Below are 18,824 nucleotides of genomic sequence, written 5' to 3'. Positions count from 1 at the left end.
CTTAAAAGAGTAAGTGTAGAGCACGCTAACGAATAAAAGGCCCGGCCGCAAATACGGTCAGGCCTTTACGGCTTACAGTGCGATACGAATGATGTCGTCCGGCTGAGTGGCTTCTTTCTCGCGCGTGGACTTCTGCTTCACGCTGACATACAGGGTGTTGCCATCAGCGGAGAGCGCCAGGCTGTTCGGGAAAGTCGGCGTATCGAAGGTTTTCACTACCTTGTAGCTCTTCGCGTCGATCACGCTCACCTTACCCGCCTGACGGTGCGTCACGTAAGCTTCATTACGCGCCGGGTTAAACAGGACGGCCAGCGACTCCGGGGCGGCGACCTTTGCCAGCACGTTGCCGTTGCGGGTGTCGACGACCAGCACTTCCGCCGCTTTCGAGTCGGTGATAAATGCGCGATGACCGGCGGTATCCAGACTCAGGTTGAGAAAGAAGTGCTCTTTACCGTCATCGAGCAGCTTTTTACGGCTGAGGATTTTATGCTCCGCGGTGTCGATGGTAATCAGTTCGCCATCGGCATTAGTGGTGTACAGACGCTTCGCTTTGCTGTCGATGGCCAGACCGGTGCCCATCTTACCGGTATTTTCGATGGTGGTTTTCAGTGCGATCTTTTCGCCATCCACCACCCAAATCACGCTCTCTTTCCCGACGCCGCTAATGTAAACCGTGTTAGTCGCCTCATCGGCCACCAGTTCACGCGGCTGCAGCGGACGGACATCTTCAGAACGCTTACGGGCGTCCAGCACCAGACGGCCCTTCACTTCGCTCGTTTTCGCATCCATCGCCGTAACCGTGCTGTTCACCGTGTTACCAAACCACAGCGTTCCGGTCGCGTTATTGATGGTCGCGCCGAACGGTTTGAGATCGTTGTGAATAATCTGCGTCACTTCCAGCGTGGTCGGATCGAGACGATAAACAATGCCCCCTTTGTCCAGCTTGCGGCTTTGCGAGGTGGCGAGCCACAGCGCGTTTTCCTGCTGGCTGTACGCCATTTCGTAGGCGCCTTTTCCCACGCCCTTACGCAGCATTTCTTCTGCGGCCTGGATGCTGAATGACGAGGCAACCAGCAGCGAACCTAACAGTAATGAACCACGCAGGCGCGGTGAAAACAGATGACGAAAATGCATGACGACTCCCTTTGATAAATCGCTATTTTGCTGCTTCACATCGCTTCGGTGAGCAAAATCATCGCTTTGCTCTTTCTTATAAATGGGAATGGTAATCATTATTCATCAGAAAGTGGAGCACTTCTTCGCATACTGTCTACAATTTTCTTGGTTTCTTAATCTTTAATTAACGCATTGTGCCGTTAAATTTTCATAATTTTACAAACGCATTAACATGTGGCTCACATACCCGTGGGTACGTTCACTTTAACTGGCTTTTTTTCATGAAGATTATTTCCGCAAGACAAACCGCAGTTCCCGCTCTTTTACTCCCGCTCGCCTTCTCTCCGTTGGCCATAGCGGACAGCCACACCGATGAACAAACGATGATCGTCAGCGCTTCGCCGCAGACGGTATCCGAACTGGATACCCCCGCTGCCGTCAGCGTGGTTGATGGTGAAGGGCGACGCCGCGAATCAACCTGTCGGAAAGCCTGACTCGCGTTCCCGGGCTACAGGTCCAGAACCGGCAAAATTACGCCCAGGATCTGCAACTCTCCATTCGCGGTTTCGGGTCGCGATCGACCTACGGTGTTCGCGGCATTCGTCTGTACGTGGACGGGATCCCGGCGACGATGCCGGATGGTCAGGGGCAGACGTCAAATATCGATCTCAGCAGCGTGGAGCGTGTTGAAGTGCTGCGCGGCCCCTTCTCCGCGCTCTACGGCAATGCCTCTGGCGGCGTGCTGAACGTCACAACGCAGACCGGACAACAGCCGCCGACCATTGAGGCCAGCAGCTATTACGGCAGTTTCGGTAGCTGGCGCTACGGCCTGAAGGCGACCGGGGCGATGGGCGACGGCAGCCAGGCGGGCGATATGGACTATACGGTGTCGACGACCCGCTTTGTCACCCACGGCTATCGCGATCGCAGCGGCGCGCAAAAGAATCTGGCTAACGCGAAGCTCGGCGTGCGTCTCGACGAGGCGAGTAAGCTGAGTCTGATCTTCAACAGCGTCGATATCAAAGCCGACGATCCGGGGGGACTGACAGAAGCGGAATGGCGCGATAACCCACAGCAGTCGCCGAGAGCCGAACAGTACCACACCCGTAAAACGATTAAACAGACCCAGGCCGGGCTCCGCTATGAGCGCCAGTTCAGCGCGCAGGACGACATGAGCGTGATGATGTATGCCGGACAGCGCGAAACCACGCAGTATCAATCGATTCCAATGACGCCGCAGCTTAACGCTTCCCATGCCGGCGGCGTGATTTCCCTTCAGCGCCACTATCAGGGCATCGACAGCCGCTGGACGCACCGTGGCGAACTGGGCGTCCCCGTCACTTTCACCACCGGCCTTAACTATGAAAACATGAGTGAAAACCGCAAAGGCTATACCAACTACCGCCTGAACGACGGCGTGCCGGAGTATGGTCACAAAGGTGAACGGCGTCGCGATGAGCGCAATCTGATGTGGAACGTCGATCCTTACCTGCAGACGCAGTGGCAACTGACCGACAAACTCTCTCTCGACGCGGGCGTGCGCTACAGTTCAGTCTGGTTTGACTCCAACGACCACTACGTCACGCCGGGCAACGGCGACGATAGCGGCGATGCCAGCTATCACAAGTGGTTGCCTGCCGGATCGCTGAAATATGCCGTCACCGACGCGTGGAATCTCTATCTCGCCGCCGGACGCGGTTTCGAGACGCCAACCATCAACGAGCTTTCCTACCGGGCTGACGGGCAAAGCGGAATGAATTTCGATCTCAAACCGTCAACCAACGATACGGTTGAGATCGGCAGCAAAACCCGCATCGGCAATGGGCTGCTGACGGCGGCGCTGTTTCAGACCGATACCGAAGACGAACTGGTGGTGGCCGCCAGCAGCGGCGGACGCACCACCTATAAGAACGCGGGTAAAACCCGGCGTCAGGGCGCAGAACTGGCCTGGGATCAGCGCTTCGCCGGTAACTGGCGCGTCAACGCCTCCTGGACCTGGCTGGATGCCACCTACCGCAGCAACGTCTGCGGGGAGCAGAACTGTAACGGCAACCGGATGCCGGGTATTGCGCGCAACATGGGCTTCGCTTCACTGGGCTATGTGCCGGACGAAGGCTGGTATGCCGGCGCCGATGCCCGCTACATGAGCGACATCATGGCCGATGATGAAAACAGCGCCAAAGCGCCCTCTTATACCGTGGTGGGCCTGAATACGGGCTATAAATTCAACTACAGTAACCTGACCGTAGACGTATTTGGTCGCGTCGATAACCTGTTCGATAAAGAATACGTCGGCTCGGTTATTGTTAACGAATCAAATGGCAGATACTACGAACCAGCCCCCGGACGTAACTACGGCGTTGGGGTAAATTTAGCCTGGCGCTTTGAGTAAATTGCACAAATATTATACCAATAGCGGGGGTTCACCCCGCTATATTTTAGCGCTACTTAATTAAGATATTGTTGCTTAACAATCGCTACATTCTTATTGATAATTTCCAGTAAACAGCTGCGGCTGGCCTCTTTATTTCCTTCGGCAATCAGCGTAAACAACTGCCGGTAGTGGTCGACGTTATGCTGATACGCGCCCTCTTTTTCCAGACCATGTAAAAAATGCAGGCTGGGTCCCATACGCACCCAGAGCTGTTCGATCATTTCGACAAGCGTCGGCATACTGGAAAAATGATAGATTTTGAAGCGCAGAGCGCGATTCGCCAGCAGCCGCTCCGCCACGCTGCCGTTCTCATACGCCCACTGATAATTCGCCAGCAGCGCCTCAAGAATCTCCATGCGCTCGGGCGTAATTTGTCCGGTCGCCTCCATCACCGCCATGCCTTCCAGCTCGCAGCGAAGACGGGTAATTTCCGCAAAGCGCGCCATAGAGATCTCCGGCACGATAAAAGCCTGAGCTGGCGCAATAGTCAATGCGCTGGCGGAAACCAGACGCAGCAGCGCTTCCCGTACCGGGGTAATGCTGATGCCCATCTCCTCAGCGATATTTTTGGTAATCAGTCTGGCGCCAGGCCTCAGTTCGCCAATACTGAGTCGATCTTTTAATCCTCTTTCAACGCGCGAAGTCAAACTTATGTGTTGAGTCTTTTCCGTACCAGGCATTTATTTCTTCACCTCATCCTGTAGCTAATCGCAATTAAACCTGAATGGTTTAATTGTTCAAAATTTCACCTGGCGAAGAAATAAAACAACAAAAGTTAATAATTAGCCGCGTTAGTTTTTACGTTACTGGCCTGTTATTGTGCCCTGTACGCGGTAACATAATTAAAGCTGTAAATTTTAAAATTGTCTTTTTTTTATGGCGGCCTGAGCCGCCATATCTTGTTTACACGTCTTCAGCAACGCGTACCACCACTTTGCCGAAGTTTTTACCGCTCAGCAGGCCAATAAATGCCTGCGGCGCGTTTTCCAGCCCTTCGGTGATCTGCTCGCGATAGTGGATCTTACCCTCTTTCACCCAGCGTCCCATCTCCTGCTGAAATTCATGAATACGATGACCATAGTCCTGACCGATGATGAATCCCTGCAGGCGGATACGTTTCTTCAGTACCGTCGCCATCAGCAGCGGCAGTCTGTCAGGACCGTCAGGCAGATCGGTCGCATTGTAGCCGCTGACCAGCCCGCACAGCGGAATACGCGCCGAGGTGTTCAGCAATGGCAGCACGGCGTCAAACACCTTACCGCCGACGTTTTCATAATAGATATCAATCCCCTGTGGACAGGCCTGAGCCAACTGCTCAGCAAAATCATCGGCATGGTGGTCGAGGCAGGCATCAAAACCCAGCGTCTCGATTGCGTGACGGCATTTTTCCGCTCCGCCCGCGACACCAACCACACGGCAGCCTTTGAGTTTGCCGATTTGCCCTACCGTCGCACCCACCGGACCGGTCGCAGCGGCCACGACCAGCGTCTCACCCTCTTTCGGCTGACCAATATCCAGCAGGCCCATATAGGCGGTAAAGCCGGGCATCCCTAAGACGCCGAGCGACCAGGAGGGATGCTCCGGGTTATCGTCGAGTTTTACCAGCCCTGCGCCATCGGAAATATCATAGTCCTGCCAGCCGCTGTAACCCACCACCCATTCACCAGGCTTGTAGTCCGGATGATTCGACGAAACCACGCGGCTGACGGTGCCGCCAACCATCACCGCGCCGATGTCAACCGGCGGCGCGTAGGAAGGTTCATCGCTCATCCGACCGCGCATATACGGGTCGAGAGAGAGAAAGACGGTACGCAGTAAAACCTGACCTTCTCCCGGCGTGGCGACGTCATCCTCCTCCAGCCGGAAGTTATCCGGCGTCGGCGCGCCATGCGGCCGTGAGGCTAAAACCCAGCGACGGTTACGGTGTGTTTGTTGACCCATGATGTTCTCCTCTGCTTCTGGCATGATTCCATCAATAGTAGCAGGCGACGTGCGCCTTTAATGTCCCGTGAGGTTTAAACGCACAACGAGGTAAACGCAGGTCTGCGCGGTTTCATTGATAAAACGACAGTCATTCGGCGGCCCCAGCTCCAGGCAGTCGCCCGCTTTCATCTCATGGCGGGTTTCCCCTTCGACGAAGACCAGTTCCCCCTGCTGTAGCCAGATGAGCTGCCGCGCCCGGGCGTAAGACGAGGCGGGCATCGGGATATCACTGCCGCCCGGAAGCTCAATTTGCACCAGATCGATAGGCAGGTCGCTACGCGGAGAGACGTGACGGCGCAGGTAATGGCTTTGCGGATCGCGCCAGACAGGCTGATCCGCCGCGCGCAGCAGTTTACCCTCCGGCATTTCGGCGCGGGCGATCAGCGTTGACATGCTGATGCCAAACGCGCCGGACAGCCTGCCGAGCAGCGTTGCCGTCGGGCTGCTTTCGCCGCGTTCGATTTTGTGGATCATCGCCCGCGACACGCCCGCCTTTTCCGCCAGCTCCGTCAGCGACCAGCCGCGGGATTCGCGTTCAATGCGAATTCTGACGCCGATCCGTTGATTTATACTGTCTTCAATAGTATTCATAGCGTAATACTATAGTGAACAAGCCCTGAGGTTCAATATGTCAATTCGTTTTGCCTGCAAAGAGGACTGCGCCGCTATCGCAGAGATCTATAACCATGCGGTGCTGCACACGGCGGCCATCTGGAACGATCAAACCGTCGATGCCGAAAACCGTATTGCGTGGTACGAAGCGCGGCAGCTGCTGGGATATCCGGTGCTGGTAAGCGAGGAGAACGGTACGGTGACGGGATACGCTTCGTTTGGCGACTGGCGCAATTTCGATGGTTTTCGCCATACGGTTGAACATTCGGTCTATGTGCATCCGGATCATCAGGGAAAAGGACTTGGCAGACAGCTTCTCAGCAGGCTGATTGACGAAGCGCGGGCCTGCGGCAAACACGTAATGGTCGCCGGCATTGAGTCGCAAAACCACGCCTCTTTACATCTGCACGAAACGCTGGGATTCACCCTCACCGCGCAGATGCCGCAGGTCGGCACTAAATTTGGCCGCTGGCTCGATCTCACTTTTATGCAGCTTCAGCTTGACGATCGCCTGGAACCGGACGCACGCAGATGAATCAGACGCTGACGCTCGCCTTTCTGATCGCCGCCGGTATCGGCCTGGTGGTGCAGAACACCCTGATGGTGCGCATTACCCAGAGCTCATCCACGATTCTGATCGCCATGCTGCTCAATTCGCTAGTGGGGATGGTGCTGTTTGTCAGCATCCTGTGGTTTAAACAGGGCATGACGGGATTCGGCGAACTGGCGGCCAGCGTGCGCTGGTGGACGCTGATACCCGGTCTGCTGGGCTCGTTTTTTGTCTTCGCCAGCATCAGCGGCTATCAGCACGTCGGCGCGGCGACCACTATCGCCGTGCTGGTCGCCAGTCAGCTGATTGGCGGCCTGGTTCTGGATATTCTGCGCAGCCACGGCGTCCCGCTCAGAGCGCTGATTGGCCCGATTTGCGGCGCGGTGATGCTGGTGATCGGCGCCTGGCTGGTGGCGAGACGTTCGTTTTAATTATCCGGCAGGTCGGATGGCGCTCCGTCCTGCAAAAATGCGCCTCAAATGATCGTGCCGCCTTTGGTGAGCTGCTCGCGGCGCGCTTCCATATCTTCTTTGTGCTGGCGTCCGTGATGAGCAATGGCGGTCCGTAATCGCTGTTGTTGACTGTAACGATCTTCACGGCTCAATTGCGCATCATCGCTCAGGGCAATCAACAGTTCGTTCATATGGGCGATGACGCTCTCCGCAATCGCCGCATCAACACGTGCGTTGACCTCATCCAGGTGCGACATAGCATCTCCTTCTTTATCCGGCTTATGAATAATGCATCATACGCTGAAATCCGTCAGCCTGCGGCATTAATTGGGCGGCCAGTTTCCCTTAAGTCTTTTCGCAAACGTCAACCTCTCTATGGCGTGAAAATTCACCCCTTTTTGCCTCTCTTCCACCGTTTGCTTGCCTTACTTCGCCGTAAAGTAGATGGGTGAAAAAGTCTTAGGGATCATAACGTGGCAAAAACTCTCTTGCGCAGCGGCAATCTGGATGACTATCAGGCCGTTGGCGGCGGCGGGCAGGCCGTCTTTGATTCAGCACTGCAAATTCGTGAAACGCTGCGGCTGCGTAAACAGCAGGCAATGGTCGACTGTCTCGCAATTCCGCAAATCAATGACAGCGGCGACCGGGTGGACTGGTATTCGCCCGTTGAAGGACAGGCCATGAGCTGGAAGGCTGCCGATAAAGATGCGCGCTCGCGCGCCCTGCGCAGCCTTTCTGCGACGCTGGAAAGCGCCGCCGCCCTGAGCCGCAAAAGCCTGCAATCGGGAAAAACCTCATTACAGCTTTTTGGCTCGCTGCTGGAAAAAGCCGTCCAGTTTCCCGGCGAAAACCACGTTTATCTGGTGGATGGCAAGCCGGTTATTACCTTCTGGGGCTTTATCAATCTCAATGAGAATACCCGTGACGATGTGCTGGCCTGCCTGCACATTGAAGAACCACCGACCATCGACCTTCCTCTTACGCCGGAACCGGTGGCAGAGCCGGAGCCGACGATCGCCTTTACCCAGGCGGATGAGCCGCTGATCGCAACGCCTGCGCCGCCGGTTAAAGAACCGGAACCGGTTAGCATTGCCGAGCCGCCACCGCCCTTAACGGAAGCCCGCCCGACGCCAGCGCCAGCGAAACCGGCGCGTCGCCTGCCGCTGTGGAGTCTGCCCGTCGCCGCGGTGATTATCGCTGCTATTGCCGCGCCGCTGCTGTGGAAGGTGCAAACGCCCGCCCGCGCCACCGACAGCCTCAGCGCCCCGCTTCCGGCTATGCCTGTCCTGCCGGAACTGACCGCCGCGCTGCCTCTGCAACTGGCCGGGGTGATCCCGGCGCCGAAACCCGAGAAACCTGTCGAGAAACCGGTAGTGATCGCCGCCATCCCGAAAGACGCGCTGGTGATGGATGCCAGCCAGGTTAAAGCTGGCACCACCCGTTTCCTGGACGGCAACTGGCGCGTGCTGATCGATATCAAAGATCCGGCGACCGGCAAAGCCCCCTCCCTGCGCTATCAGATACAGAACAACAAAGGTACGGCGCGGGTGGTGCATGGCAATAACATCGTCTGTCGCGCGACGCTCTTTTCCGGTCTGCATCAGTCCGGCGAACTGATGATCAAAAGTCGCGGCAACGCGCGCTGTACCGACGGTTCCCGCTACCCGATGCCGGAAATTACCTGTAAGGCAGGGGCGAATGACGTAGCCACCTGTACCGCCCGCTACGATGCGCAAGCGGAAATCCCGCTGACGTTTAAAAAGATAGGTGCCTGATTTTATGCTGGTGAATCTGTGTGATTACAAACAGAGCGTCACGCTCATCGCAAACAGCGGCGTCCAGTTTCTCGACTTCGGCGTAACGCCGCAGGAGTCAGCGCATCACGGGCGTTTTGTGCGTAAAACCGCGAACGGACCGCTGCTGCGCCTGGAGTACGATCTGGCGAACGAGCGCTACACCCTGCCCGCCCGTCCCGGCCAGCAGCCGGAGGTGGTAAAGCCCGAGAGCACGCAGACGCTGCGCTATTCGCTGGATGTGCTTAACGGCGTCTGGCTGCCGCTGCCGTTTCTGCGCTTTAACCCGCCGCGAACCTTCGTCGCCGGACCGGATAACTGGGCGCGGGTACAAGTACGTAAACTGGCCGCGCCGGACGGCGCCGGTCATACCCATCGCATCACCATCGCGCTTGACAGTCAGCTCAGCGAACGCGCGCCGGCCGCGCTGGCGCCCTGCGAAAACGATCTGCGCAACGGCACGCGCTTTGCGCTGGCCTGGCGCGACGACGAAGTGGCCGATTTTCTTGACCAGACGTGGATTGACGGCTGGCTGCGCGAAGTGTTTCTCAGCTATGCGGGCCAGGTGGAAAGCCGCTCAGAGCAGGAACTGAACCAGGCGCTGCGCAATTTTGAATACCAGGCGCACTGGCTGAATCTGCTGGCGCTGCTCGGCGAGCAGCTTGCCGTGCCGGAAGTCAAACTGGTGACCGCCACTCTCAGCACGCCGGCCATTCCGGTCGACCTGATCCTTGACGTCGGCAATACCCATACCTGCGGCGTGCTGATCGAAGATCATGGCGACGCCAACGATGGCCTGCGCCAGACGGCGGAATTACAGGTGCGTTCGCTCAGCGAACCGCAGTATCTGAACGACCCGCTGTTCACCAGCCGCCTTGAGTTTTCAGAAGCCCGCTTCGGCAAACAGCACTTCTCCGTCGAAAGCGGACGCGACGATGCGTTTGTCTGGCCGTCGATTGTGCGGGTCGGCGATGAGGCGCGTAAGCTGGCGATGCAGCGCAGCGGAACCGACGGCAATAGCGGCATCTCCAGTCCGCGCCGCTATCTGTGGGATGAGACGCCAGCGCTGCACGACTGGCGTTTCAGCCAGATCAACAGTAAAACCCAGCGCGAACCGCTTGCCACCGCCTTTCCGCTGATGAACCTGATGAATGACGATGGACAGCCGCTGTACGCGCTGCCGCAGGATGAGCGTCTGCCGGTGTTTTCACCGCAGTACAGCCGCAGCACCCTGATGACCCACATGCTCTGCGAGATACTGGCTCAGGCGCTGGGGCAGATTAACAGCGTGGCGACCCGTTTACGGCTTGGCTTCCCGGCGTCGCCGCGACAGTTACGTTCGCTGATCCTCACGCTTCCCTCGGCGATGCCGAAACAGGAGCGGGAAATCTTCCGCCTGCGGATGTTTGAAGCCATCGCGCTGGTCTGGAAAGCGATGGGCTGGCACCCGCAGGATGAGGATTTCAGCACCCGCAAACAGCGGGAAAAAAGCGTGGTCCCGGTGCCGGAAATTCAGATGGAGTGGGACGAAGCCAGCTGTGGACAGCTGGTATGGCTGTATAACGAAGCGATCTCCCATTATGCCGGACGCAGCGAGGCGTTTTTTAATGCGCTGGCGCGTCCGGATCGCCTGCCGGAAGCGGGTGAAAACAAAGGTCGCGCGCTGCGCGTGGCCTCGATTGACATCGGCGGCGGCACCACCGACATGGCCGTGGTTCACTATCAACTGGACGACGGCGTCGGCGCTAATGTCAAAATTACCCCGCATCTACTGTTCCGCGAAGGGTTTAAAGTCGCGGGCGATGACATGCTGCTGGATGTGATCCAGAAATGTATTCTGCCTGCCCTGCAAACCCGCCTGCAGCAGGCCGGGGTGACGGACGCCGCCGCCCTGCTCGCCACGCTGTTCGGCGACTCCGGGCGAATCGATACCCAGGCGGTATTACGCCAGCAAACGGCGTTACAGCTCTTTATGCCGCTCGGTCATGCGGTACTGTCGGCGTGGGAAAAGAGCGACGTTAACGATCCGCTGGCAGGACTGCACGCCACCTTTGGCGATCTGCTGCCCCATCGCCCGACGCGCAACGTACTGAATTACGTCCAGCAGGCGATCGATCACGCCCTGCCGTCAGGCTCGCCCGCGTTCGATCTGTTTAGCGTCCCGCTGCAGGTCCAGTTCAGCCAGCTGCAGGAGGCGATGCTGGCCGGGCAGTTTACCCTGACCTCCCCGCTGCATGCGGTGTGCGAGGCCATTTCACACTACTGCTGCGACGTGCTGCTGGTCACCGGCAGACCGGCCTGTATTCCGGCGGTGCAGGCGCTGATCCGCCATCTGCAGCCGGTGCCGGTTAACCGGATGGTGTGGATGGACAATTACCGCGTGCATGAGTGGTATCCGTTCAGCCAGCAGGGACGGATTGGCAATCCGAAATCCACCGCCGCGGTGGGCGCGATGCTGTGCAGCCTGGCGCTGGATCTTCGCCTGCCGCGCTTTAACTTCAAAGCGGCCGATATTGGCGCCTACTCCACCGTTCGCTATCTCGGCGTACTCGACAACACGGTTAACACCCTGCGGGAAGAAAACGTCTGGTACCAGGATATCGATCTGGACAAGCCTGCCGAGAAGCTCGACGTCCGGGCGCACTTTCCGCTGCGCGGCAATGTCACTCTCGGTTTCCGCCAGCTGGCGAACAGCCGCTGGCCCGCCACGCCGCTGTATACGCTGAGTATTAATTCCGCCGACCTGGCCAAAACCATCGCTGGCGACGGCGTACTGAACGTACGACTGCAACTGCGCGGCGGCAGTAAAGAGAGCGGACCGGAAGCGTTTGTACTGAGCGACGCCTGGCTACAGGATGGCACCCCCGTCGCGCCGGATGCCCTGACCCTGAAATTAAATACGCTGGCTGACCGCCGACACAGCGGCAGTCATTACTGGATAGACAGCGGGAGCGTGTACCTGAAATGAGCAAGACGTTAAACACCACTCAGGCCGCCATCGCGTGGGTGAACCGCACCCGCCAGTATGCCGTCACGCTGGATGACGACGCGGACGCGCTGTTAACCCGCCTGCACGCCGCCGCGGCAACGGAATCCGCTCTCGATGCGGCGCAGCGCTCCAGCGCCACGATCGGTCTGTATGGCTATTCGCAGGCGGCTAAAGCGCATCTGCTCGCCGCGCTCTGCGGCGGCGAAAACGGCAAAATAACCGTTAATACGCCGGGGCGCAGTTTCGACTATTTCACCCATCTTAATCCCGGACACGCCGCCGCCAATATGGCGCTGCGCTTTACGCGTCGACAAAGCTGTCCCGATGACGACTGGCCGCTGCGTCTGCGCCTGCTTTCGGAAGCCGAACTGGCGCAGATTTTTATCGCCAGGGCCTGCGCGCAGCCAGATTACCGACAGACCGATAAAGCGATTATCACCTCCCGGCTTGAAAAGTGGCAGTCATTGCGCCAGCTGCATCCGGTCGCGGGCGTGACGGCGCAGGAGGTGGCGACGGTAGCCCGCTTCTGGCAGCGTCAGGTGCCTTCAGCGAAGCAGCAGATTGATGATGCGCTCTGGCATCAGTTCGTTCTGCTGTTGCCAATGGTCGATCTCACTACCCGCGCCAGCATCTGGTCGCTGCTGTGGGGAGAACAACCTGAACTGACGCAGCAGTGGCTGAGGCTGGCGCATATCCTGCAACAGATCGGTCATGCCGAAGAAGTCGCTGCGCCGCTCAGCCTGCTAGTCGATCGGTTCGGTTTGCCGGGCGAGAGCTTTTTGTCACAGGAGGCATTCAGCGCGCCACAAGCGCAAAGCGACGTGGTGGTGCACCCCATCGCTGGCGATCGGTTGCAGAACGCCGTGAGCCTGACGCAGGATGCGCTCGCGCTGCTCGCCCGTGAACTGGTGCTGAGCGTTGAGGATGGCGTGCTGGAGGATGTTGACCTGCTGGATATTCCCGTGGCGCCATTAGAGCCTGTTCAACCATTATGGCACTCCCGGCTCGGCTGGCTGCTTGAGCATTATCGCCAGCAGCTACAGCCTGACGTGCTGTTGATTTGTAACGCCACTGCCGCGCGCAGGCAAACCACCGCGACCGCCAGAACGTTGCTTCACTGGGTAAGCGACACCCAGCCTGCACTTGAAACCGCGCTGCCGGGGGTGGTGTGGGCGATTACGCCCCAGGATGCGCGTTTTACGATGCAGCAGAATCTGGACGAAGCCGTACAGCAGCTGATGGGGAAACCCGGACAGCGCTGGGGCACGTTGCAGGCGCTGGATAAAAACAGTCTGCAACGGCTGATCGAGTGGCTGGCGCAGGCCACCTCCTCGCCGCAGCGTCAGGCGCGTTTTCAGGCGCTGCGCAGCCAGCATCGACGCCAGCTTCGTGATTTACTGACCGCGCAGCCGGACGACGCCCCCGGCGCTGAAACGACGATCCGCCATCTGCAACAACAGGCGGCTTATCATGGCGATCTGCTGAATGGCCTGCTGCCCGACGTCCAGCAGTTTGAAGCCCTGCTCCGCGTGCAGCAGCCGCGCGAGGAACCGGTCAGCGGGTTGTTCAACGAGGCGATAGATCTGTTTGCCGGGACGCAGGATGCCCCGCAGCAAACGGAAAGCAAAGAGATCGGCTATCAGGCGCACAGAATGTGGCTCAACCATCTTCGCCAGTGGAGTCGCGATGACAGCCACGCCGGGCGCACAGGACTGACGCCCGCCACGCTCCGCGCCGTCGCGGATATTCTGATTGTCACCAGCTATCGGCTGGGACTCCCGCGCCAGCTACAGCAGATTATGCAACGCGACGAGGACTGCGGCGCGCAACTGCACGCCTGTATCGCCAACTTTATCGCCTGGCTTGGGTACGCGGAGGTGGCGGAAGCCGATCGCCCCGCCAGCCGAATCGCAAAGGGCGCGGCGATTTTCAGCGCCGAGCCGCGTCAGCCGATGGCGCGTCTGACACAGCTGGAAGAACAACCGGTGCACGCCGTCAGCCGCTATGTCTATGACTGGCTGGTCGCGTTATATACCCGCGCGAATGAAAATAAGGGCTATCGGCATCCGCAGGATGTCACCCGGGCGGACAGAGAGGCACTGGCGGCATTACTGATTGATGTCTGATTGCGCTTAAAACAGCGAAAACAGCAGCGCGACCGGCAGGCTCATCGGCCAGGTCGCGCCCACCAGAAAAGCGCTGAGAAAGCGGATGCGTTTTTTATCTCGCGAGAGAAACCAGGTGATGATAAACGCGACAGAAGCCATTACGGCATAAAAAACCAACATTTTTTGATACAGCGACATATGACGGGGCATCCGGCCAGAGGAATAAAACGCGCGCAATATGCTCTTTTTTTTGACGCAAATCAAGTTTTATCGCTATTGCAGAGGAACATTTCCCCTTTCATCACCCGCTTACGTTTAACCCCATCTTTGTTTTATTGCGGAATAGGCAAACCCGGTCTATACAAAAAGAGGCAATAACTTAAGGTGGCAAAAATGAATGTTTCCAGTAGAACCGTAGTCCTGATAAATCTCTTTGCTGCTGTCGGCCTTTTTGCTCTTATCTCATTGAGATTTGGCTGGTTTATTTAATTTTGAGTGCTTGCGGCGCAGACTGGCAGAGAGAACGTTTCTCTCTGCCATCGACTGCCGATCTTTTCACGAGCCGCCGTAGTGGTAAATGATCCTTAATGTTTAACCATTACGTGGCGGATAACGGTGTAATCCTCCAGCCCATAAAGTGACATATCCTTACCGTAACCCGACAGCTTTTGACCGCCGTGCGGCATTTCGCTTACCAGCATGAAATGGGTATTTACCCACGTGCAGCCGTATTGCAGTCTGGCGCTGATCCGGTGCGCGCGTCCGACATCCTGTGTCCACACCGATGACGCCAGCCCGTATTGCGAATCATTAGCCCACTCCAGTACCTGCGCTTCATCCTCAAACGGCGTCACGCTGACCACCGGGCCGAAGACTTCGCGCTGCACGATGGCATCCTCCTGTTTTGCCCCTGCCAGCAGCGTTGGCGCAAAATAGTAGCCCGGACCGTCAACTTTATGGCCGCCGGTCACCACGCTGATATGCTCAAGCGCCGCCGCCTCGGCAACCGCCTTCGCAACCCTTTCAAGATGCGCCTGCGAACTCAGCGGCCCCAGTTCAGTGGCTTCATCGTTCGGAGAGCCTGCTTTCAGGCTGGCGACCGCTGCGCCAAGCTTTTCAACCAGCGTGTCGTAAATGCCTTTTTGCGCGTAAATTCGGCAGGCGGCAGTGCAGTCCTGTCCGGCGTTATAGAATCCGAAGGTGCGTACCCCTTCCACAACGGCGTCAATATCGGCATCGTCAAACACAATCACCGGCGCTTTACCGCCCAGCTCCATATGCATACGCTTCACGGATGGCGCGGTGTGGCTAATAATATGCTCTCCGGTGGCAATCGAGCCGGTTAATGACACCATGCGGACTTTTTTATGTCCGGTCAGCGGATCGCCGACCGTTTTGCCTCTGCCGAACAGGATGTTGAGCACGCCCGGCGGGAAAATATCTTTCGCCAGCTCGCCCAGCTTCAGCGCCGTCAGTGGAGTAATTTCAGAAGGCTTAAGCACCACGCAGTTACCGGCGGCCAGCGCGGGCGCCAGCTTCCAGGCCGCCATCATCAGAGGATAGTTCCTGGGGGCGATCGAAGCGACCACCCCGACCGGGTCGCGGCGGATCATCGAGGTATGTCCTTCCAGATACTCTCCCGCCGCCAGGCCATTCAGACAGCGGGCAGCGCCGGCGAAAAAGCGGAACACATCGACAATCGCCGGGATCTCATCATTGAGCGCGCAGTGCAACGGTTTGCCGCAGTTGCGGGATTCCAGCGCGGCAAACGCCTGCGCATTCTGCTCTATCGCCTCCGCCAGTTTAAGCAGCATTTCACTGCGTGCTTTCGGTGTGGTTCGTCCCCATTCGTGAAACGCCCGGTCGGCGGCACAGACGGCGGCGTCCACCTGAGCCGCAGACGCTTCGGCAATTTCCAGCAGCACCTCGCCGGTCGCCGGGTTATAGACCGGCTGCTTTTCACCTTCGCCGCTGACCAGCTCGCCGTTAATCAGTAATCGTTGTTGCATAGCAATTTCCCGTATCTTGGTTTATTTACCGTTTCCGGCGACGCTGTCGCCTTCACGCGTTAGCCACCAGGCCCCTAAAATTGGCAGGGTTGTCACCAGCATCACCAGCAGCGCCACGACGTTCGTCACCGGCACGTCACGGGGACGGCCTAACTGGTTGAGCAACCACAGCGGCAGCGTCCGTTCATGACCTGCCGTAAACGTCGTCACGATGATCTCATCGAACGACAGCGCAAACGCCAGCATCCCACCGGCCAGCAGCGCCGATCCCAGATTGGGCAGCACCACATAGCGGAAGGTTTGCCAGCCGTTCGCGCCGAGATCCATCGAAGCCTCCACTAAGCTCCAGGCGGTACGCCGGAAGCGGGCAATGACGTTGTTAAACACCACCACCACGCAAAAGGTCGCGTGGCCGACCACGATGGTTAAAAATCCCGGCTCCAGCCCCACGCTTTTAAAGGCGGTAAGGAGCGCCAGCCCGGTGACAATGCCCGGTAAGGCAATCGGCAACAGCAGCAGCAGCGAGATGGCGTTTTTACCGAAGAAATCCCGCCGCCAGAGCGCCGCCGCGGCCAGCGTGCCGAGTACCAGCGCGATAGCCGTCGATAAAGCAGCGATTTTTAGTGACAACGTCACAGCTTCCAGAATATCGCTGCGCTGAGCGGCCACGCTGAACCAGCGCAGGGTCAGCCCCTGCGGCGGAAAGCTGAAGGCGGCCTCTTCGGTGTTAAACGCATAGGCGGCGATAATCAGGATGGGGAAATGCAGGAAAACTACCCCGCCCCATGCCGCCAGCCGGAGTAAAAACGGTGCGCGTTCAGAGTGCATTGAACGCTCCCAGGCGCTTCACGAACGCCAGATAAAGGGCTATCAGTACGATGGGAACCAGCGTGAACGCCGCCGCCATCGGCATATTGCCGATCGCCCCCTGCTGGGAGTAGACCATATTGCCGATAAAATAGCCCGGCGGCCCCACAAGCTGAGGGACGATAAAATCGCCCAGCGTCAGCGAAAAGGTAAAGATGGAACCGGCGGCGATCCCCGGAACGGCGAGCGGCAGCACCACATAGCGGAAGGTCTGCCGGGGTCGGGCGCCCAGGTCGGCGGAAGCCTGCAACAGTGACGGCGGCAGACGCTCCAGCGCCGCCTGTACCGGCAGGATCATAAACGGCAGCCAGATATAGACAAACACCAGAAAGCGCCCGATACCCGAGGTGGAAAGCGTGTTCCCGCCCACGCCAGGTAGCGACAGCAAGCTGAGCAATAGCGGTTCCAGCCCGAGATGGCTTAAAAACCACTGCGCCACGCCATCCTTCGCCAGCAGCAGCGTCCAGGCATAGGCTTTGACGATATAACTCGCCCACATCGGCAGCATCACCGCGATGTAGAAAAACGCTTTCAGCTTGCCGTGGGTATAGCGTGCCATATACCACGCCATCGGAAACGCCAGGATCGCGCAGGCGACCGTGACCGCCAGCGCCATTGTCAATGTGCGCAGAATAATGTCGTAGTTGGCCGGATTAAACAGCGCGCGCAGGTTAGCTAGCGTCAGATCCGGCGTGACCGACATGGTGAAGTCGTCAAAGGTGTAAAAGCCTTGCCACAGCAACGTCAACAGGGAGCCGAAGTAGACGATGCCAAACCACATCAGCGGGCCAAGCAACAGCAAAAACAGCCCCAGGCCGGAATGACGCCAGAAAAAGGCGGAGAGCTTATGCCAGCTGCCCGGCTGCGCAGGCGGAGAAAGAACGTTCATCGCCATTCACCTCTCCTCCGCCAGCGGCACCATTACCTCGCGCGGCCACGACGCCATCACCGGTTGGCCGGGGGACAGCGTCGCCGACAGCGCTTCGCCTGACTGGTTAGCCTGGCTGACCAGCAACCTTTCGCCGCCGGACAGTTTCAGTTCGAAACGGGTCGCCGCTCCCTGATACTGCACTGCCTGAATAATCCCCTGCGCCTGTATCTCGCCGGGAACGTTCAGCCGGATATGCTCAGGCCGCAGCGAATAGCTGCCCGTCATTCCGCACAGCCGGTCGGACATTGCCGGATCGAAGACGTTAGAAGTGCCGACGAAGCCCGCGACAAACGGGGTGCGCGGGCGTAAATAGAGCGCGTGCGGTGAATCGACCTGCTCAATGCGGCCGTTATTAAAGACCGCCACCCGATCGGACATCGACAGCGCCTCGCCCTGATCGTGCGTGACGAATATAAAGGTGATACCTAGCGACTGCTGAAGCTTTTTCAGCTCCAGTTGCATCTGCTCGCGCAGCTTGAGATCGAGCGCGCCGAGCGGTTCGTCGAGCAGCAGTACGCGCGGCTCATTGACCAGCGCTCGGGCAATCGCCACCCGCTGGCGCTGCCCGCCGGAGAGCTGGGACGGCTTACGCCCATGCACAAACCCCAGCGCGACTTTTTCCAGCGCCTCGCGGGCCTTCGCATGGCGCTGTTTCTTATCCATGCCTTTGACCATCAGGCCGTAAGCCACATTGTCGAGAATCGACATATGCGGGAACAGCGCATAGTCCTGAAAAACGGTGTTTACATCCCGTTCCCAGGGCGGCAGATCGCGCGCCTGGCGGCCAAACAGCGTGATGGAACCGCCGGAGAGCTGTTCGAATCCGGCGATCAGGCGCAGACAGGTGGTTTTACCTGAGCCGGAAGGACCGAGCATCGAGAAAAACTCCCCGTCTTTTATCGCCATATTAACGCCATCAACTGCCCGCACGTCGCCGTACAGGCGGGAAACGTTGTCGAACTCCACTGCGTACGTCATAA

The 18,824-nt window shown here is 58.3% G+C and carries 16 protein-coding genes and 1 pseudogene; 7 read left to right on the top strand and 10 right to left on the bottom strand.

What is annotated here, in order from left to right:
- Positions 1–72: 72 nt before the first annotated feature.
- Positions 73–1,134, bottom strand: coding sequence for a 7-bladed beta-propeller protein YncE (yncE, locus tag K7R23_RS18560; protein WP_012905836.1), 1,062 nt, complete (start codon positions 1,132–1,134; stop codon positions 73–75).
- A 263-nt stretch (positions 1,135–1,397) separates the two neighbouring features.
- On the opposite strand from yncE, the pseudogene pqqU reads away from it, so the two are divergent.
- A pseudogene (gene pqqU, locus K7R23_RS18555) lies at positions 1,398–3,508 on the top strand (TonB-dependent receptor PqqU).
- 56 nt (positions 3,509–3,564) lie between these two features.
- Here pqqU and K7R23_RS18550 read toward each other — a convergent pair.
- From K7R23_RS18550 to K7R23_RS18540, 3 genes are all read right to left on the bottom strand, one after another.
- Positions 3,565–4,230 carry a GntR family transcriptional regulator gene (locus K7R23_RS18550; RefSeq protein ID WP_012905837.1) on the bottom strand — a complete coding sequence of 222 codons (666 nt, stop codon included), beginning with the start codon at positions 4,228–4,230 and terminating at the stop codon, positions 3,565–3,567.
- A gap of 223 nt (positions 4,231–4,453) precedes the next feature.
- Positions 4,454–5,491, bottom strand: coding sequence for an NADP-dependent oxidoreductase (locus tag K7R23_RS18545; protein WP_012905838.1), 1,038 nt, complete (start codon positions 5,489–5,491; stop codon positions 4,454–4,456).
- Positions 5,492–5,548: 57 nt separating this feature from the next.
- Entirely contained in the window at positions 5,549–6,124 is a 576-nt protein-coding gene (locus K7R23_RS18540) for a helix-turn-helix domain-containing protein (RefSeq protein WP_012905839.1), read from the bottom strand.
- A 37-nt stretch (positions 6,125–6,161) separates the two neighbouring features.
- Here K7R23_RS18540 and K7R23_RS18535 point away from each other — a divergent pair, with 37 nt between their 5' ends.
- Entirely contained in the window at positions 6,162–6,680 is a 519-nt protein-coding gene (locus tag K7R23_RS18535) for a GNAT family N-acetyltransferase (protein ID WP_012905840.1), read from the top strand.
- Positions 6,677–7,126, top strand: coding sequence for a DMT family transporter (locus K7R23_RS18530; protein WP_012905841.1), 450 nt, complete (start codon positions 6,677–6,679; stop codon positions 7,124–7,126). The genes K7R23_RS18535 and K7R23_RS18530 overlap by 4 nt, the downstream gene beginning before the upstream one ends.
- A gap of 44 nt (positions 7,127–7,170) precedes the next feature.
- On the opposite strand, the gene K7R23_RS18525 is transcribed toward K7R23_RS18530, so the two are convergent.
- The gene (locus K7R23_RS18525) at positions 7,171–7,404 is read right to left on the bottom strand and encodes a YdcY family protein (RefSeq protein WP_012905842.1); all 234 of its coding nucleotides are present in this window, start codon (positions 7,402–7,404) and stop codon (positions 7,171–7,173) included.
- 216 nt (positions 7,405–7,620) lie between these two features.
- On the opposite strand from K7R23_RS18525, the gene K7R23_RS18520 reads away from it, so the two are divergent.
- Genes K7R23_RS18520 through K7R23_RS18510 form a run of 3 tightly spaced genes read left to right on the top strand, consistent with a single transcriptional unit; the run spans position 7,621 to position 14,055 of the window.
- Positions 7,621–8,922: an SrfA family protein gene (locus K7R23_RS18520; protein WP_012905843.1), complete on the top strand. Its 1,302-nt coding sequence runs from the start codon at positions 7,621–7,623 to the stop codon at positions 8,920–8,922.
- 4 nt (positions 8,923–8,926) lie between these two features.
- The gene (locus K7R23_RS18515; RefSeq protein WP_012905844.1) at positions 8,927–11,908 is read left to right on the top strand and encodes a virulence factor SrfB; all 2,982 of its coding nucleotides are present in this window, start codon (positions 8,927–8,929) and stop codon (positions 11,906–11,908) included.
- Positions 11,905–14,055, top strand: coding sequence for a virulence factor SrfC family protein (locus K7R23_RS18510; protein ID WP_012905845.1), 2,151 nt, complete (start codon positions 11,905–11,907; stop codon positions 14,053–14,055). Before K7R23_RS18515 ends, K7R23_RS18510 begins: the two co-directional genes overlap by 4 nt.
- A 6-nt stretch (positions 14,056–14,061) precedes the next feature.
- Here the strand turns inward: K7R23_RS18510 and K7R23_RS18505 are convergent, their stop codons facing one another.
- On the bottom strand, positions 14,062–14,235 hold the full coding sequence (locus tag K7R23_RS18505) for a GhoT/OrtT family toxin (RefSeq protein ID WP_042623149.1): 174 nt from the start codon (positions 14,233–14,235) through the stop codon (positions 14,062–14,064).
- A 195-nt stretch (positions 14,236–14,430) separates the two neighbouring features.
- On the opposite strand from K7R23_RS18505, the gene yncL reads away from it, so the two are divergent.
- Positions 14,431–14,526 (top strand): stress response membrane protein YncL, encoded by a 96-nt coding sequence (gene yncL, locus K7R23_RS18500; RefSeq protein WP_071820580.1) that lies wholly within the window; start codon positions 14,431–14,433, stop codon positions 14,524–14,526.
- A gap of 95 nt (positions 14,527–14,621) precedes the next feature.
- Here the strand turns inward: yncL and patD are convergent, their stop codons facing one another.
- From patD to K7R23_RS18480, 4 genes are read right to left on the bottom strand one after another with little or no spacing between them, the layout of a single operon-like run.
- A complete protein-coding gene (gene patD / locus K7R23_RS18495; protein WP_012905847.1) occupies positions 14,622–16,046 on the bottom strand; it encodes an aminobutyraldehyde dehydrogenase in 1,425 nt (474 codons plus the stop codon).
- Between the two features lie 21 nt (positions 16,047–16,067).
- The gene (locus tag K7R23_RS18490; RefSeq protein ID WP_012905848.1) at positions 16,068–16,874 is read right to left on the bottom strand and encodes an ABC transporter permease; all 807 of its coding nucleotides are present in this window, start codon (positions 16,872–16,874) and stop codon (positions 16,068–16,070) included.
- Positions 16,864–17,808, bottom strand: coding sequence for an ABC transporter permease (locus tag K7R23_RS18485; RefSeq protein ID WP_012905849.1), 945 nt, complete (start codon positions 17,806–17,808; stop codon positions 16,864–16,866). The genes K7R23_RS18490 and K7R23_RS18485 overlap by 11 nt, the downstream gene beginning before the upstream one ends.
- On the bottom strand, positions 17,809–18,822 hold the full coding sequence (locus K7R23_RS18480; protein WP_012905850.1) for an ABC transporter ATP-binding protein: 1,014 nt from the start codon (positions 18,820–18,822) through the stop codon (positions 17,809–17,811).
- Positions 18,823–18,824 lie beyond the last annotated feature (2 nt).

The organism is Citrobacter rodentium NBRC 105723 = DSM 16636, assembly GCF_021278985.1.
Lineage (GTDB): Bacteria > Pseudomonadota > Gammaproteobacteria > Enterobacterales > Enterobacteriaceae > Citrobacter_A > Citrobacter_A rodentium.
The sequence above is the reverse complement of the archived record's forward strand: the minus strand, read 5'-3'. Positions and strand labels throughout refer to the sequence as shown.

Excerpts from the sequence above, each read along its gene's own strand:
- K7R23_RS18485 (WP_012905849.1), bottom strand. The coding sequence starts at position 17,808 with ATGGCGATGAACGTTCTTTCTCCGCCTGCGCAGCCGGGCAGCTGGCAT.
- K7R23_RS18540 (WP_012905839.1), bottom strand. The coding sequence starts at position 6,124 with ATGAATACTATTGAAGACAGTATAAATCAACGGATCGGCGTCAGAATT.
- yncE (WP_012905836.1), bottom strand. The coding sequence starts at position 1,134 with ATGCATTTTCGTCATCTGTTTTCACCGCGCCTGCGTGGTTCATTACTG.
- K7R23_RS18505 (WP_042623149.1), bottom strand. The coding sequence starts at position 14,235 with ATGTCGCTGTATCAAAAAATGTTGGTTTTTTATGCCGTAATGGCTTCT.
- yncL (WP_071820580.1), top strand. The coding sequence starts at position 14,431 with ATGAATGTTTCCAGTAGAACCGTAGTCCTGATAAATCTCTTTGCTGCT.
- K7R23_RS18530 (WP_012905841.1), top strand. The coding sequence starts at position 6,677 with ATGAATCAGACGCTGACGCTCGCCTTTCTGATCGCCGCCGGTATCGGC.
- K7R23_RS18480 (WP_012905850.1), bottom strand. The coding sequence starts at position 18,822 with ATGACGTACGCAGTGGAGTTCGACAACGTTTCCCGCCTGTACGGCGAC.
- K7R23_RS18535 (WP_012905840.1), top strand. The coding sequence starts at position 6,162 with ATGTCAATTCGTTTTGCCTGCAAAGAGGACTGCGCCGCTATCGCAGAG.
- K7R23_RS18515 (WP_012905844.1), top strand. The coding sequence starts at position 8,927 with ATGCTGGTGAATCTGTGTGATTACAAACAGAGCGTCACGCTCATCGCA.
- patD (WP_012905847.1), bottom strand. The coding sequence starts at position 16,046 with ATGCAACAACGATTACTGATTAACGGCGAGCTGGTCAGCGGCGAAGGT.
- K7R23_RS18525 (WP_012905842.1), bottom strand. The coding sequence starts at position 7,404 with ATGTCGCACCTGGATGAGGTCAACGCACGTGTTGATGCGGCGATTGCG.
- K7R23_RS18550 (WP_012905837.1), bottom strand. The coding sequence starts at position 4,230 with ATGCCTGGTACGGAAAAGACTCAACACATAAGTTTGACTTCGCGCGTT.
- K7R23_RS18490 (WP_012905848.1), bottom strand. The coding sequence starts at position 16,874 with ATGCACTCTGAACGCGCACCGTTTTTACTCCGGCTGGCGGCATGGGGC.
- K7R23_RS18510 (WP_012905845.1), top strand. The coding sequence starts at position 11,905 with ATGAGCAAGACGTTAAACACCACTCAGGCCGCCATCGCGTGGGTGAAC.
- K7R23_RS18545 (WP_012905838.1), bottom strand. The coding sequence starts at position 5,491 with ATGGGTCAACAAACACACCGTAACCGTCGCTGGGTTTTAGCCTCACGG.